This is a genomic window from Terrirhizobium terrae (assembly GCF_030323265.1).
Classification (GTDB): Bacteria; Pseudomonadota; Alphaproteobacteria; order Rhizobiales; family Rhizobiaceae; genus Neorhizobium.
The window spans coordinates 3,446,049-3,461,427 of sequence record NZ_CP104992.1 but is presented as its reverse complement, the minus strand read 5'-3'; the positions used below and the strand labels follow the sequence as shown (position 1 = coordinate 3,461,427).

Below are 15,379 nucleotides of genomic sequence, written 5' to 3'. Positions count from 1 at the left end.
CATGACGGTTTCCCCGCTGATCACCTTCAAGGACGTTTCCAAAGTCTATGGCCGCGGCGAGGCGACGATCCGGGCGCTCGACCGCATCAACCTGTCGATCGCGCCCGGCGAATTCGTTTCCATCATGGGACCGTCCGGCTCGGGCAAGTCGACGGCGATGAACATCGTCGGCGCGCTGGATGTGCCGTCATCCGGCGAGTACTTCTTTCAGGGCATTCCTACGAGCGACTTTAGCCGCGAGCAGCTGACGCTGCTGCGCCGGCACATGCTGGGTTTTGTCTTCCAGGGCTTCAACCTGCTGGCAAGAACCTCGGCGGTGGAGAATGTCGAGCTGCCGCTTGTCTATCGCGGCATGGACCACGGCGAGCGTCGCCGCAGGGCGATGGCGGCGCTCGAACAGGTCGGGTTGAAGGGACGCGAAGGCCATACGACGCAGGAACTCTCCGGCGGCCAGCAGCAGCGCGTGGCGATCGCCCGTGCCATCGTCACCGATCCGGCCGTGCTGCTTGCCGACGAGCCGACCGGCAATCTCGACACGAAGACGAGCGTCGAAATCATGGACCTGATCACGCGGCTCAACCGCGAGAACGGCATCACGGTGATCATGGTCACCCACGAAGAGGACATCGCCGCCTATGCCAAGCGCCTGCTGCGCTTCGTCGATGGCCATCTGGTGACCGACGAGATGCGCGCCGAGGAGGCAAGCCATGCTGTTTGAGACGACCAAGCTTGCCTGGCGCGCCATCAGCCGCAACATGCTGCGCTCCATCCTGACCGTTCTCGGCGTCGTCATCGGCGTCGCCGCCGTCATCGCCATGGTGACCGTCGGCAACGGCACGACGGCGAAGGTGCGCGACGAACTTTCGCGGCTCGGCACCAACACGCTGTTCGTGCGTCCCGGCCAATGGGGTCCCGGCCGCGCCAGCACAGAAGCCAAGCGCTTTACCGACGAAGACATCAAGGCGATCCAGGAACAGGTCGGCGGTCTGCGTGCCGTCGCACCGATCAATCGTGCCACCGCTACGGTGATTGCCGGTGGTGCAAATCGTTCGACCAGCGCGATCGGCACCACGAACGACTATCTCATCGCTCAGGACTGGGATCTGTCGCTTGGCCGTGAATTTCTGCCTAATGAGGATCGGGGCAGCCAGGCGGCCTGCATCATCGGCGAAACGGTGCGCAGGGAACTCTTTGGCGCCGCCGATCCCGTCGGCCAGACGATCCGCGTCAGCAATGTCGCCTGCCCGATCGTCGGCGTTCTGGCGGCCAAGGGCCAGTCCGGCATGGGCGACGACCAGGACGACAGTGTGATCATGCCGTTGAAGCTGCACCAGCGGCGGATCGGCGGCACGACGACGATCAGCAGCATCGTCCTCTCGGCGCAGGACGGCGTCTCGACGGCGAAGGTGCAGTCGGATGTGGAACGCCTGCTTCGGGAACGCCGCCGCATCGGCATCGGCCGTGACGACGATTTCTCCGTCAACGACATGTCGCAGATTGCCGCAGCCATGACCGGCACGACGGTGCTGCTCACCGGCCTTCTCGGCGCCGTGGCTGCCGTCAGCTTGCTGGTCGGTGGCATAGGCATCATGAACATCATGCTGGTCTCGGTGACCGAGCGCACGCGGGAAATCGGCATCCGCCTTGCGATCGGCGCGCTGGAGAAACAGGTGCTGACGCAGTTTCTCGTCGAGGCGGTGATGCTGTCGATCTTCGGCGGGGTGACCGGGATCATTGCCGGTCTCAGCCTCGCCTTCGGCGTCGTCAGCTATCTGCAGGTGCCGTTTGTGGTCAGCCCGACGATCATCGTGCTCGCCTTCATCTTCTCGGCGGCAATCGGGATGATCTTCGGCTATTTCCCGGCAAGACGCGCAGCGCAACTCAATCCGATCGAAGCGCTGCGGCACGAGTGAGCGCAACAAAAGGGCCTCGCGGCCCTCTTTCTCATTCTCGAATGTTGCGACATCACGCGTGCGCGTCGGCTTCGCGCTGCTTCGCAAGTGCCGCCAGATCGGCAGGCTTCAGTTCGACCGATTCTGCCGCAACCGCAGGCCGATGTCTGGTTGGGGTTCACGAAGGTGAATCCGGAGCGCATCTTGGTGGTTTCGAAATCCATCTGCGTGCCGAGGAGGTAGAGAACCGCGGAAGGCTCGATCCAGACCCTGGCGCCTGCATGTTCGATCAGGTCGTCCTTGGCATTCGCTTCGGTGACCAGATCGATCGTATATTCCATCCCGGCGCAACCGCCCTTCTTGATCCCGACGCGAATGCCCTTGGCATCCGGCCCGGAATTGGAAACGATCTGGTTGACGCGCGTGGCGGCTGCGTCGGTCATGGTCATCACTGCAAAGCCCATCGGCCCATTCTCCTTCAACAACCGGGTTCAAGGTCCGGCGCATCTGATCATATGTAGTTCTTCACTTAAGCCCGATCAACGGCCTTGCTCTATATCGATTGCTGCCGCCAGTCGCGGGCGGCATGAATAACGCGGAGAACGAGCACGCCGGCCTCCTCCACTCTGTAGAGCACGATGTAATTTCCAGAAGGAAACATGCGAATATCTGGCGCCATCTCATCATGGGCTGAACCGATGAACGGACTGCCACCGAGAAGTTCGAATACGCGAAATATTTCATCACGCCATTTGCGGGCGGCAGAGGGATTGTCACGTGCGATATAAGCGATGATACCGGACAGATCCTGCCGGGCTTTGGGTCTGAGACGGTAGCCCATCAGAGTTTGCGTCCGAACTCTCTTTCGAATTCTTCGTCTATCTGTCTGAGCGCCTCTGCGCCGCTTATGGGCTCACCACTCCCGTCTGCCTCAGCGACCATCGCGCGAAGCTCTTCCGCCGTATAGCCGTGGAGCAGACGCGAAGTCTGCCACGTAGCGACAGCATTCGTCACGACCTCACTGACACTAGCAAATTCTCCCGACGCAACGGCTTGCTCGATAATCTCGGTCACTTCGCTGGGAAGATCGATGCTCACCTTCTGCAGTTGCGTCATATCGGAGCCTCCAGCCAATATCGGGAAATTATCCGATCCCGACGATCAATACCAGCCGACCGCGACCTGTGCTTCTTCCGACATGCGCTCGGGAGTCCACGGCGGATCGAAGGTCATTTCGACCTCGACGCCCGAGACGCCTTCGACGGCGCCGACTGCATTTTCGACCCAGCCCGGCATTTCTCCGGCCACCGGGCAGCCCGGGGCGGTGAGCGTCATGGCGATTTTCACCATGCGATCATCCTCGATGTCGATCCTGTAGATCAGGCCGAGTTCGAAGATGTCGGCCGGGATTTCCGGGTCATAGACAGTCTTCAGCGCCGCGATGATGTCGTCGGACAGGCGTTCCAGCTCCTCCGCGGGAATGCTGGATTCGATGATGCCTTCACGGGCATCCCACTTCGGTATGTCTTGGTCCATGGCCATGGAATTCCTCAGGCAAAGAAGTTGCGCGCATAATCCAGCGCGTCAGCCAAAGCGTCTACTTCGGCACGGGTATTATACATGCCGAAGGATGCCCGGCATGTGGAGGTGACGCCAAAACGTTTCAAGAGCGGCATGGCACAATGGGTGCCGGCGCGCACCGCGACACCGCGGCGGTCGATTACCATCGAGACGTCATGGGCATGGATGCCGGCGAGTTCGAAGGAGATGATGGCGCCCTTGCCCGGCGCGTTGCCGATGATGCGCAGCGAATTGATCGCCTGGAGGCGTTCGGTTGCATAGGCGGTCAGATCCGCCTCATGGGCGGCGATCGCGGCGCGGCCGACCTTGTCCATATAGTCCAGTGCATAACCGAGACCGATCGCCTGGACGATGGGTGGCGTGCCCGCTTCGAAGCGGTGCGGCGGGTCGTTATAGGTGACGATGTCTTCCGCCACCTCGATGATCATTTCGCCGCCGCCCTGGAAGGGACGCATCTCCTTCAGGCGGTCCATCTTGCCGTAGAGCACGCCGATGCCCGACGGGCCATAAAGCTTATGGCCGGTCATGACGAACCAGTCGCAATCGATATCCTTGACGTCGATCGGCATATGGACGGCGCTCTGGCTGCCGTCGACAAGGACGGGAATGCCCCGCTCATGAGCGATACGGCAAATGTCCTTGACCGGCACGACGGTGCCGAGCGCGTTCGACATATGGGTGACTGCGACGAGCCTAGTCTTTTCCGTCAGCGCCTTCTCGAAATCCTCGATGTGGAAGGCGCCATCGTCATCCACCGGTACCCAGGTGATCTTGGCGCCCTGCCGCTCGCGGATGAAATGCCACGGCACGATGTTGGAGTGGTGCTCCATGATGGTGATGACGATCTCGTCGCCCTCACCGATATGCGGCATGCCGTAACCATAGGCGACCGTGTTGATCGCAGCCGTGGAATTGCTGGTGAAGACGATCTCATCCACCGAACCGGCATTGAGGAAGCGGCGCACCTTTTCACGCGCTGCCTCATAGGCGTCGGTCGCGGCATTGGAGAGGAAGTGAAGACCGCGATGAACGTTTGCGTATTCGTTGGAATAGGCGTGTGAAATCGCATCGATCACGGCCTGCGGCTTCTGGGCAGAGGCCCCGTTGTCCAGATACACGAGCGGCTTGTTGCCGTGCACCATGGTGGACAGGATCGGAAAATCCCGTCTTATGGCGTCAACGTCATAGGTGGCCATTTGCGTTGTCTGGTCCATGTCAGACCCTTTCATATCGTGCCCTTGGGCGAAGATGCCGTGGAAGATCACAGTCTTTCGGCAAGCATCGCCACATCCACCGCGTCATGCTCGGGCTTGTCCCGAGGATCCGCTAACGTTACAGCCCGATCGACGGTTGTAGATGCTCGGGACAAGCCCGAGCATGACGGAGGAGAGGTTGCCCCTCCGTCACCCCATATCAGGCGTGCTTTTCGAGCCAGGTCGAGATGACCTCTTCCAAGGGCTCGACCAGCTTTTCGTCTTCCAGTTCCTCGACGATCTCGGCGACGAAGGCGTTGACCAGCATGGCGCGCGCCTTGTTCTCCGGCACGCCGCGAGCCATCAGGTAGAAGAGATGGTTGCGGTCGGTATCGGCAACGGTGGCACCGTGGCCACAGATGACGTCGTCGGCGAAGATTTCCAGCTCCGGCTTGACGGAAAAATCTCCGTCATCGGACATGAGCAGCGTGTTGCACGCCATCTTCGCGTCGGTCTTCTGGGCGTCGGGCGCGACTTTGATCATGCCCTGGAACACGCCGCTCGCCTTGTCGAACACGACATTGCGGAAGGTTTCCGTCGAGTTGGTGTGCGGCACATTGTGGCCGAGCACCAGCGTGACGTCCGTATGGCTGTCGCCGCCGAGCAGGTTGACGCCGCGCAGCGTCAGTTCGGCACCCTCGCCCTGAACCTCGATGCGCAGTTCCTGACGCACCAGCTTGCCGCCGGCATTGACGACGTAAAGGCGCAGCTTGGCGTCGGCACCGAGCGAGACGCGGATCTGAGCGAGATGCGTGTCAACCGGGCCCTGCTGCTGCAGGATAATCCAGGTGATGTCGGCGCCGTCTTCAAGGACGATGTCGCTGACGGACGAGACGAGTGCTGCATCTTCGGTCACCGCCAGGTGACGCTCGACGATCGTTGCCTTGGAACCGGCACAGAACGATACCGGGAAGCGCGTATGGATCTGGCCGGCGCCATGCAGCGCCTGCAGCTCGATCGGATCTTCGATCTCGGCATTGGCCGCGACCGTCAGAGCCAGGCCATCGCGAACGAAGCTGCCATTGAGGCGGCCGATCGCATCGTCCTTGTCGAGGGCTGTCAGGCCGGCGACGGCCGAACCATCGGCGAGCTGGTCGCGATAGGCGGTGACTGTCACGTCGTCGATGGAGGCCGCTGCATCTGCTTCGCCGTGCAGGACGGCGAGAACTGCAGATCCCCTCACCAGTGCATCGACGGGACCGGCTGCGCCGCCCGTGGCGCGTTCCGGTACGGCACGCAACAGGCTCTTGAGGTCCGTATAGTGCCAGGATCTCGATCCGGCGGGTCGGAAGGCCGGCCTTCTTCAGATCGTCGAGCAGCCGGTCGCGGGTGCCGGTGACGGCACCGTTACCGGGCAGTTCGCCGATCTGAGCGGCGAAGGCCTCGACTAGCGCCGTTTCAGCGGCCGTGAGCCTGCTGGCGGGCTGGTTTGCTTGGATGTTCATGCCAAAATCCTTCCCGGTCTCAGGCCGCAGTCCCGATCACGTCGGCATAACCGTTGGCTTCCAGTTCTTGGGCCAGTTCCTTGTCACCCGAGCGGATGATCTGGCCCTTGTAGAGAACGTGGACGGTGTCCGGCACGATGTAGTCGAGCAGGCGCTGGTAGTGGGTGATGACGATTACGGCGCGGTCCGGCGAACGGAGCGCGTTGACGCCGTCGGCGACGATCTTCAGCGCATCGATGTCGAGGCCGGAATCGGTCTCGTCGAGGACGCAGAGCGTCGGCTCGAGCAGAGCCATCTGCAGGATTTCGGCGCGCTTCTTCTCACCGCCGGAAAAGCCGACGTTCAGCGGACGGCGCAGCATGGCGGGGTCGATCTTGAGGCCTTCGGCAGCTTCCTTGACGCGGCGCATGAAGTCCGGCGTCGTCAGCTCTTCCTCACCGCGCGCCTTGCGCTGCTCGTTCATCGCGACCTTGAGGAACTGCATGGTGGCGACGCCCGGGATTTCGACCGGGTACTGGAAGGCGAGGAAGATGCCCTTGGAGGCGCGTTCGGCCGGGTCAAGCTCAAGAATGCTCTCTCCGTTATAGGTGATGTCGCCCTCGGTGACTTCGTAGTCCTCGCGGCCCGACAGAATGTAGGACAGCGTCGACTTGCCGGAGCCGTTCGGGCCCATGATGGCGGCGATCTCGCCCGGCTTCACGGTGAGGTTCAGGCCGCGAATGATCTCGGTGCCGTCTTCGGCGATGCGTGCGTGCAGGTTCTTGATCTCAAGCATTTTCAATCTCTTATCTGTTCAAGCGAAACGGAGGGGCGGTTTATTCGCCGAGCTCCAGGCGTTTTTCGATTCTGTCGAGGCGAACTTTGATGGTCGCGAGTTCCCCATCATGGAGGACCTGAGAGCCCAGAAGGCCTGCCATATGCTGGCGCATAACAAGCATCTCGGCCCTCATTCCGCTCATCTCTTCCTTCATCGACGCCATATCTGCGCGCATCGCGCGCAGATACTCCAGGATGAGATTCTCGACCTTTTCGTTCATTACCCCACACTACCCTCAAGCGAAATGCCGATCAGCTTCTGGGCTTCGACGGCGAATTCCATCGGCAGCTGCTGGATGACGTCCTTGACGAAGCCGTTGACGATCAGGGCGATCGCCTCTTCTTCCGGGATGCCGCGCTGCATGGCGTAGAACTTCTGGTCGTCGGAGATCTTCGAGGTGGTGGCCTCGTGCTCGATCTGCGCCGCCGCATTCTTCACCTCGATGTAGGGCACCGTGTGCGCGCCGCACTTGTCGCCGATCAGAAGCAGAATCGCAATTGGTGAAGTTGCGGGCGTTGTCCGCCTTGCGGTGGATGGAAACCTGGCCGCGATAGGTGTTCTGCGACACGCCTGCCGAAATGCCCTTGGAGATGATGCGGCTCGACGTGTTCTTGCCGAGATGAATCATCTTCGTGCCGCTGTCGATCTGCTGGTGACCGTTCGAGACGGCGATCGAGTAGAACTCGCCGCGCGAGATCGTCGCCGCGCAGGATGCAGGACGGGTATTTCCAGGTGATCGCCGAACCGGTCTCGACCTGGGTCCAGGAGATCTTGGAACGGGCGCCACGGCAATCGCCGCGCTTGGTGACGAAGTTGTAGATGCCGCCCTTGCCTTCCTTGTCGCCCGGGAACCAGTTCTGGACGGTGGAATACTTGATCTCGGCATCATCCAGCGCAACAAGCTCGACGACGGCAGCGTGAAGCTGGTTTTCGTCGCGCTGCGGCGCGGTGCAGCCTTCGAGGTAGGACACGTAGGCGCCTTCCTCGGCGATGATCAGCGTGCGCTCGAACTGGCCAGTGTTCTTCTCGTTGATACGGAAGTAGGTGGACAGCTCCATCGGGCAGCGAACGCCCTTCGGCACGAAGACGAAGGAACCGTCGGTGAAGACGGCGGCGTTCAGAGTCGCATAGTAGTTGTCGGTGGTCGGGACGACCGAGCCGAGATACTGCTTGATCAGCTCGGGATGCTCGCGGATGGCTTCCGAGATCGACATGAAGATCACGCCGGCCTTCTGCAGTTCCTTCTTGAAGGTCGTCACGACGGAAACGGAATCGAAGACCGCGTCGACGGCGACCTTGGAGGTCTGCACGCCAGCGAGGATTTCCTGCTCGCGCAGCGGAATGCCGAGCTTCTCGTAGGTCTTCAACAGTTCCGGATCGACTTCATCCAAAGACACCGGGCCGGTGACGTTCTTCGGCGCGGCATAGTAATAGATGTCGTTGAAATCGATCTTCGGATAATCGACGCGCGCCCAGGTGGGCTCTTCCATGGTGAGCCAACGCTTGTAGGCGTCGAGGCGCCATTCCAGCATCCAGTCCGGCTCCTGCTTCTTGGCCGAAATGAAGCGAATGATGTCTTCCGAAAGGCCCTTTGGCGCCTTGTCCACTTCGATGAATGTCTCGAAGCCATACTTGTACTGATCGATATCGATCCCACGGACCTGATCGATCGTTTCCTGGACAGCAGGCATCTTCATACTCCCTGTGTTGCCGGTTCAAATTCCGGCAATTCCGTCATTCTTGCGGGGAAAACAATGCCTCCCCCATGTAGGCGCCAAAAGGCGGTTTTCCCACCTCTTGGCAAGCGGAAAATTGCCATTCCGCAAATTTGGCGCCGCCTACGCGGCCTGACCCGGCGCCTTGCGGCGCTGGGCAATCTTTCCGAAGGCGGCGATCGCCTTGTCGATATCCATTTCGGTCGTATCCGGTCCGAGCGAGATGCGCAGCGCACCGACATCCGGATCGCGGCCCATCGCGGTCAGAACATGGCTCTGGCCGACCTTGCCGGACGAGCATGCGGAACCGGCCGAAAGCGCAACGCCTTCCAGATCGAATGCGATCTGGCCGGTCTCGCCCTTCAATCCGGGCAGAGTGAAAAAGCTGGTATTGGCGACCCGCGACAACTCATCGCCATAAATGACGACGTCGGGGGCGACATCCTTCATCGACCGCTCCAGGCGATCGCGCAGAGCGCCGATTCGGCCGATGCGCATCTCGATATCCTGAGACATTACATCAGCAGCCGCGCCGAAGCCTATGATCGCGTGAAAATTCTCCGTCCCCGAACGGTGACCTTTTTCCTGCCCGCCACCACGGATGAGCGGCTTCGGCATCAGCACCTCGCCCCGGGAAATCAGGGCACCGACGCCCTTGGGACCACCGATCTTGTGAGACGAGATGATCAGGAAATCCGCGTCCAAGGCGCCGATGTCGAGCGGTAAACGGCCGGCGGCCTGAACTGCATCGACGACCATCAGCCCGCGATATTTGTGCGCAAGCGCCGCCGCTTCCGCGACCGGCTGGACGATGCCGGTTTCATTGTTGACGAGCATGACCGCAACCATCGGCATACCGGATGCCTGGTCGTGACGAGCGAGCAGATCTTCCAAGGCGGACAGATCCAACGTCCCGAATGATGTCACCGGCACTTCGGTCACGTTTTCGGCAGCAAATCGTCCACCCTCGCGGATTGCCGGATGCTCGATCGCGGAGACGTAAAGATGGCCGATCGCAACGGGCGCGCGGCCCATGCGGTAGTCCGGCGTCAGAACATGGTTGGCGGCTTCCGTCGCGCCGCTGGTAAAGGTGACGTGCGCGGGTTCGGCGCCGACCAGAGCGGCGACCTGACGTCGCGCCTTTTCCACGCCTGTGCGGGCCGAGCGGCCCTCCGCATGCACGGAGGAAGCGTTGCCAGGCAGAGCTAGCGCATCCAGCATGGCAATACGAGCCGGCTCCGACAAGGGAGCAGTCGCATTCCAATCCAGATATGTCCGCTGCAACGCCATTGCCTGATCGCGCTTTCGTTCCAAATTAGCACATCATCAAAGGCAAGCCGCCCCAAGCCGCATTTTCCTTGAAATTTCGACCGGGCTTGCCTTAAGAGACTTCGCAACGGGCAATGCGCCTGCATGCCCAATTTCGAATGGTTCTAAACTGAGTTCTAGAAAAGCTGAGCGAGTTCGTCAAGTCAAACCCGACATGATGAACAGGTTGGAACCGGACACGATTGACCGGAGTACCGATGCCCGAAGTGATTTTCAACGGCCCAGCCGGCCGCCTGGAAGGACGCTACCAGCCGTCCCAGGAAAAGAGCGCCCCGATCGCGATCATCCTGCACCCGCACCCGCAGTTCGGCGGCACGATGAACAACCAGATCGTCTACCAGCTCTTCTACATGTTCCAGAAGCGCGGCTTCACGACGCTGCGGTTCAACTTCCGCGGCATCGGGCGCAGCCAGGGCGAATTCGACCATGGCGCGGGCGAGCTTTCGGATGCGGCGTCGGCGCTCGACTGGGTTCAGAGCCTGCATCCCGATTCGAAGAGCTGTTGGGTCGCCGGCTATTCCTTCGGCGCCTGGATCGGCATGCAGCTTCTGATGCGCCGTCCGGAAATCGAAGGCTTCATGTCGATCGCGCCGCAGCCGAACACCTACGACTTCTCCTTCCTCGCCCCCTGCCCGTCCTCCGGCCTGATCATCAACGGTGATCTCGGACAAGGTTGCGCCCGAGAAGGACGTGAACGGCCTCGTCGAGAAGCTGAAGACGCAGAAGGGCATTCTGATCACGCACAAGACCGTGGAGAACGCCAACCACTTCTTCAACGGCCAGGTCGAAACGCTGATGGGAGAATGCGAGGACTATCTCGACCGTCGCCTGAACGGCGAACTGGTGCCGGAACCCGCCGCAAAGCGGATCCGCTAAGCGCCTCGCGCCTCTTTGATGGCTCGTTTTGTTGACCGGGATGACGCTCTCCTTTAGAAGGCGGCGTCATCCGAGGACAATTCGGACACTCTAATATCCGGAGTCGATGCGGATGGCGGTATTGCCGCTACCAAAACGGAAAAAGGGACACCGCGCGCAGAGCGATCTCGCGCGCCTGCCGGTTCTCGCCGCCGCATTCCTCATCGCTCTCTTCGGCCTGCTCGCCGGCGCTCCACGCAATGTGGATCTTGCTGCAGCAGCCCGTCCGGTCGACGATCGGTCCGACAGATCTCCGACGCTGACAAAACGCGACAGCCTGCGCGCTGTCACCATTGCCGAGCGCAGGGACAATTCCGGCGGCCATATCGCCACCGATGACGGCCTGCCGCCGCCGGCATTCTTCCAAATTGCGACGCATCACTACGCGGCCGCCCGGGCTCTCGATTATCGGCGCCCTTTCGTCAAGCGCATCAACTGGCCGGGCGCCCTGCCCCGTGCCCCACCGCTTGTCGCCTGATCAAGGCATGTGTTGCCTGGCAGCATGAAATTTGATGGCCATCACGATCCGAGCATCGGTCGGGGCCCAACAGGATTTGAACAATGAGAAATTCACCGTGGCTGGTGGGGACTTATGCCCTCATCATCTTTTTCGGCATTCTGGTCGCCCTGCCGAACGTGCTTCCGCAGTCGGCACTCGACCGCGTGCCGTCCTGGCTGCCGCATAGCCGGGTATCGCTCGGTCTCGACCTGAGGGGCGGTTCGCACCTCGTGCTCGAAGTCGATCGCGCCGACCTGATCAACGAGCGCATCCAGAGCCTGACCCAGGATACCCGCCGCGTCCTGCGCGACAAGAACATCAATACCTCGGCGATCCGCCGTGCGGGCGATGCCATCCTCGTTACCCTGCGTGACCCCGCGCAGCGCGACGCAGCCGTGACCGAGTTGCAGACGCTCGCCAACCCGGTCGGCTTCGGCACGGTCGGCGGAACTGACCTGGAGATCACGACGCCGAGCGAAAACTCGATTTCGATCGCCCAGACCGACGCGGGCATCAATGCCCATATCACGGCTGCCGTCGAGCAGAGCCTCGAGATCATCCGCCAGCGTGTCGACCAGGTCGGCGTTGCCGAGCCGACGATCCAGCGCGTCGGTGGAGACCGCGTCCTCGTGCAGCTGCCCGGCGAACAGGATCCGTCCCGTCTTCGCCAACTTCTCGGTTCGACCGCGAAGATGAGCTTCCATCTGCTCGGCAACCCCGGTGAGCCCGGCGTCACCATGATTCCTGACGAGCGTGGCCAGGAATATCCGGTTCTTGATCGCGTCGAGCTTTCCGGCGACCGCCTGACGGATGCCCGTGCCGCCTTCGAACAGCAGACCCAGCGGCCGATCGTCTCCTTCAGATTCGACAGCGCCGGTGCGACGCGCTTTGCTCAGATCACCACCGCCAATGTCGGCCGTCCCTTCGCCATCGTGCTCGACAACAAAGTGCTGAGCGCGCCGGTCATCCAGACGCCGATCACCGGCGGTTCCGGCCAGATCTCCGGTGACTTCACGCCTCAGCAGACATCGACGCTGGCCGCCCTGCTGCGTGCCGGCTCGCTGCCGGCCAAGCTGACCGTCATCGAAGAACGCACCGTCGGCGCCGACCTTGGTTCGGACGCCATCGAAATGGGTATCTTCACCGGCTTCATCGGCTTCCTGCTGGTTGTCGGCTTCATGTTCTTCCTCTACGGGTTCTGGGGCATCCTCGCCAACACCGCGCTGCTCATCAACGTCATCCTGACATTCGCAGGCCTGACGCTGGTCGGCTCGACACTGACACTGCCCGGCATCGCCGGTGTCGTGCTCGGTATCGGCCTCGCCGTCGACGCCAACGTTCTCATCAACGAGCGCATCAAGGAAGAAACCCGCAAGGGCAAGAGTGCCTTTGCCGCCATCGACGCGGGCTTCTCCCGCGCCTATTCGACCATCGTCGACTCCAACGTCACCGCGCTTATCGCAACCGTGCTTCTCTTCTGGTTCGGCTCCGGCCCGGTCCGCGGCTTTGCCGTGACGATGGGCCTCGGCATCATGATCTCGATGTTCACCGCCGTCTCGGTCGTGCGCGTTGCCATGATCGCCATCACCGCCCGCCGCAAGCTGAAGAAGATCGAGATCAAGCCGCTTCTGCCGATCAACCTCGTCCCGGATGGCACGAAGATCCGCTTCATGCGCGGCCGTTTCGTCGGCATCGGCGTCTCGGTTGTCCTGTCGATCGCCTCGGTCTTCCTGTTCTTCAAGCCCGGCCTGAACTACGGCGTCGACTTCCGTGGCGGCATCCAGATGGAAGTCACCACTCAGAACGAGACCGATCTGGCCGCCTTCCGTGCCGGCCTGAACGAGCTCGGCCTCGGCGAAATCGGCCTGCAGGAATTCGGTGCGCATAACCGCGTTCTCGTGCGCGTCGAGCGCCAGGCCGGCGGCGAAGAAGCACAGACTGCTGCGGTCGAGAAGCTGAAGGCAGAAGTCACCAAGATCGACCAGACCGCCAAGGTCGAGCGGACAGAAGTCGTCGGCCCGAAGGTTTCGGGAGAGCTCGCCATCGCCGGCTTCCTGTCGCTCTTCCTGGCCTCCATCGCGATGATGATCTACATCTGGGTCCGCTTCGAATGGCCGTTCGCGGTCGGCGCGATCGTGACCCTGATCCTCGACATCACCAAGACCGTCGGCTTCTTTGCGATCGCCGGCCTCGACTTCAACCTGACCGCCATCGCCGCCGTGCTGACACTTGTCGGCTATTCGGTGAACGACAAGGTCGTGGTCTATGACCGCATGCGCGAAAACATGCGTATCTACAAGAAGATGCCGCTGCGTGACCTGATCGACCTGTCGATCAACGAAACGCTGGCACGAAGCCTCTACACGTCCGCAACGGCATTCCTCTGCATGCTGCCGATGGCAATCTGGGGCGGCAGCGCCGTATCGAGCTTCGCCATCCCGATGGTCTTCGGCATCGCGGTCGCGGCTCTTTCGTCGGTCTTCATCGCAGCCCCGATCCTGCTCTTCCTCGGCGACTGGCGCACCCGTCACCAGGCACAGAAGCCGGCTGAAGACGCGGTGTCGGATGATACCAAGGGCATCAGCAAGGCCTAGGCCATCTGATGGACAGATAGAAAAAGGGCGGATCCACTCCGCCCTTTTTTGTGAGCGGTTTTATGGAGAAAGAAACCCGGACCGATGTTCGATATCGCAGCCTATGCCGGGCTTTTCTCGGCGGCTTTCATTGCGGCGACCCTCTTTCCGATGCAGTCGGAAGCGATTCTGGTCGGGCTGATCCTGACCGGCGATTATTCGGTCGCGGCATTGCTGCTGACGGCTTCGGTCGGCAATACGCTGGGAGCGGCGACGAACTGGCTGCTCGGACGCGGCGTCGAACGTTTCAAAGACAAGCGATGGTTTCCGGTCAAGCCGCAGCAGTTGGAGCGCGCGCAGCGGTGGTATGGCCGTTACGGCAAATGGTCATTGCTGTTGAGCTGGCTGCCGATCGGTGGCGACGCACTGACGGTTGCCGCCGGCGTGATGCGCGAGCCTCTGCCGACCTTTCTGATACTGGTCTTCATCGGCAAGGCACTGCGTTACGTCGTGCTTGCCTGGATTACTCTGAACCTGAGCTGAAATCGAACGGGCGGCGTCGCGAGATGCGGTAGACCGCGGCCGGTGGGATGTTGCGCACCGTGCCGCCGACGCGAACGGCCTTGAGCCCCAGCCTATCGAGAATGCGGCGCGGCACCGGGCAGCGCGGTCCATAGGTGAACTGGTAGAGGGACGCCCCGGGCCGCAGATAGGCGAATACGCCCGCGAGGATCGCCGTCTGCTTGCGCGGCGACATAGATAGGAGAGGCAGGCCGCTGACGGCTGCGCCGGCCACGGCTCCCTCAAGAACGCCAGCCTTGCGAAGCCTGGAGGCATCCAGCTGCATGACGCGCGCCTTGGGGAAGCGGCGCGTCAGAGCGGGCATGAATTCCTCGCCATATTCGATCAGCGTCAGATCGTGTTCGGCAACGCCATTGGCGAGCAGCGCCCGCGTGAAGACGCCTGTCCCCGGCCCGAGTTCGATGACCTGTCCCGCATCGCTGTCGATTTCACGGGTGATCAAACGGGCCAGCGTCTCGCCAGAAGCCGCGACGGCGCCGACGCGCAACGGGTTGCTCGCCCAGGACCGGAGGAAATGCCAGACGTCGGACCTGCCCGTATCTGCCGCGACAAGATCAGGACCATCGGCCAAGGCGACAGTTTCACAGTGAGAGCAGAACCAGCGCATAGAGAACCTCTCCGTCTTCGGGGCAGCGGGCAACAGATGGTGCGCCCGCGCGGGGAGTACAATGGCGTGACCTAATTGTTGCAAAATGATGGCACCCTGCCGTAAACGCCCGTTACAGTTGGAACAATTGAGGCCTGACCGCCATTGACGCGTTCACATAGCTGCATGTGG

At 61.6% G+C, this 15,379-nt stretch carries 14 protein-coding genes and 3 pseudogenes; 6 read left to right on the top strand and 11 right to left on the bottom strand.

The features are described 5' to 3' along the window. Window position 1: 1 nt before the first annotated feature. A complete protein-coding gene (locus N7E02_RS25065) occupies window positions 2-718 on the top strand; it encodes an ABC transporter ATP-binding protein (protein WP_286580359.1) in 717 nt (238 codons plus the stop codon). Continuing rightward, a complete protein-coding gene (locus tag N7E02_RS25060; RefSeq protein ID WP_286580355.1) occupies window positions 708-1,913 on the top strand; it encodes an ABC transporter permease in 1,206 nt (401 codons plus the stop codon). The genes N7E02_RS25065 and N7E02_RS25060 overlap by 11 nt, the downstream gene beginning before the upstream one ends. Window positions 1,914-1,965: 52 nt before the next feature. Here N7E02_RS25060 and sufA read toward each other — a convergent pair. The 10 genes and pseudogenes from sufA to N7E02_RS25010 all read right to left on the bottom strand — a co-directional run bounded on the left by sufA (window position 1,966) and on the right by N7E02_RS25010 (window position 9,993). Then, a pseudogene (sufA, locus tag N7E02_RS25055) lies at window positions 1,966-2,356 on the bottom strand (Fe-S cluster assembly scaffold SufA). A gap of 89 nt (window positions 2,357-2,445) precedes the next feature. Further along, entirely contained in the window at window positions 2,446-2,733 is a 288-nt protein-coding gene (locus N7E02_RS25050) for a type II toxin-antitoxin system RelE/ParE family toxin (RefSeq protein WP_286580354.1), read from the bottom strand. Continuing rightward, the gene (locus tag N7E02_RS25045; RefSeq protein WP_286580353.1) at window positions 2,733-3,008 is read right to left on the bottom strand and encodes a ribbon-helix-helix domain-containing protein; all 276 of its coding nucleotides are present in this window, start codon (window positions 3,006-3,008) and stop codon (window positions 2,733-2,735) included. The genes N7E02_RS25050 and N7E02_RS25045 overlap by 1 nt, the downstream gene beginning before the upstream one ends. A 45-nt stretch (window positions 3,009-3,053) precedes the next feature. Beyond that, on the bottom strand, window positions 3,054-3,428 hold the full coding sequence (locus N7E02_RS25040; RefSeq protein WP_374730661.1) for an SUF system Fe-S cluster assembly protein: 375 nt from the start codon (window positions 3,426-3,428) through the stop codon (window positions 3,054-3,056). 14 nt (window positions 3,429-3,442) lie between these two features. Further along, window positions 3,443-4,687 (bottom strand): cysteine desulfurase, encoded by a 1,245-nt coding sequence (locus N7E02_RS25035; protein WP_286580349.1) that lies wholly within the window; start codon window positions 4,685-4,687, stop codon window positions 3,443-3,445. Between the two features lie 199 nt (window positions 4,688-4,886). Further along, window positions 4,887-6,171, bottom strand: a pseudogene (gene sufD, locus N7E02_RS25030) (Fe-S cluster assembly protein SufD). 19 nt (window positions 6,172-6,190) lie between these two features. Further along, on the bottom strand, window positions 6,191-6,946 hold the full coding sequence (sufC, locus tag N7E02_RS25025) for a Fe-S cluster assembly ATPase SufC (protein ID WP_112511633.1): 756 nt from the start codon (window positions 6,944-6,946) through the stop codon (window positions 6,191-6,193). A gap of 40 nt (window positions 6,947-6,986) precedes the next feature. After that, entirely contained in the window at window positions 6,987-7,208 is a 222-nt protein-coding gene (locus tag N7E02_RS25020) for a hypothetical protein (RefSeq protein ID WP_286580345.1), read from the bottom strand. Next, window positions 7,208-8,679 (bottom strand): annotated as a pseudogene (gene sufB, locus N7E02_RS25015) (Fe-S cluster assembly protein SufB). Before sufB ends, N7E02_RS25020 begins: the two are co-directional and overlap by 1 nt. 147 nt (window positions 8,680-8,826) lie before the next feature. Beyond that, window positions 8,827-9,993 carry a cysteine desulfurase family protein gene (locus tag N7E02_RS25010; RefSeq protein ID WP_286584027.1) on the bottom strand — a complete coding sequence of 389 codons (1,167 nt, stop codon included), beginning with the start codon at window positions 9,991-9,993 and terminating at the stop codon, window positions 8,827-8,829. Window positions 9,994-10,229: 236 nt separating this feature from the next. Here N7E02_RS25010 and N7E02_RS25005 point away from each other — a divergent pair, with 236 nt between their 5' ends. The 4 genes from N7E02_RS25005 to N7E02_RS24990 all read left to right on the top strand — a co-directional run bounded on the left by N7E02_RS25005 (window position 10,230) and on the right by N7E02_RS24990 (window position 14,562). Further along, on the top strand, window positions 10,230-10,943 hold the full coding sequence (locus N7E02_RS25005) for an alpha/beta hydrolase (RefSeq protein ID WP_353622850.1): 714 nt from the start codon (window positions 10,230-10,232) through the stop codon (window positions 10,941-10,943). Between the two features lie 77 nt (window positions 10,944-11,020). Then, window positions 11,021-11,425: a hypothetical protein gene (locus N7E02_RS25000; RefSeq protein ID WP_286580343.1), complete on the top strand. Its 405-nt coding sequence runs from the start codon at window positions 11,021-11,023 to the stop codon at window positions 11,423-11,425. 83 nt (window positions 11,426-11,508) lie between these two features. Further along, complete coding sequence (gene secD / locus N7E02_RS24995; RefSeq protein WP_286580340.1) at window positions 11,509-14,040, top strand: protein translocase subunit SecD; 2,532 nt, start codon at window positions 11,509-11,511, stop codon at window positions 14,038-14,040. Window positions 14,041-14,124: 84 nt separating this feature from the next. Beyond that, window positions 14,125-14,562, top strand: a complete 438-nt coding sequence (locus tag N7E02_RS24990) for a YqaA family protein (RefSeq protein WP_286580338.1) — start codon at window positions 14,125-14,127, stop codon at window positions 14,560-14,562. On the opposite strand, the gene N7E02_RS24985 is transcribed toward N7E02_RS24990, so the two are convergent. Further along, window positions 14,543-15,208, bottom strand: coding sequence for a class I SAM-dependent methyltransferase (locus tag N7E02_RS24985; protein ID WP_286580337.1), 666 nt, complete (start codon window positions 15,206-15,208; stop codon window positions 14,543-14,545). The two genes, N7E02_RS24990 and N7E02_RS24985, sit on opposite strands and share 20 nt — an antisense overlap. Window positions 15,209-15,379: the final 171 nt, after the last annotated feature.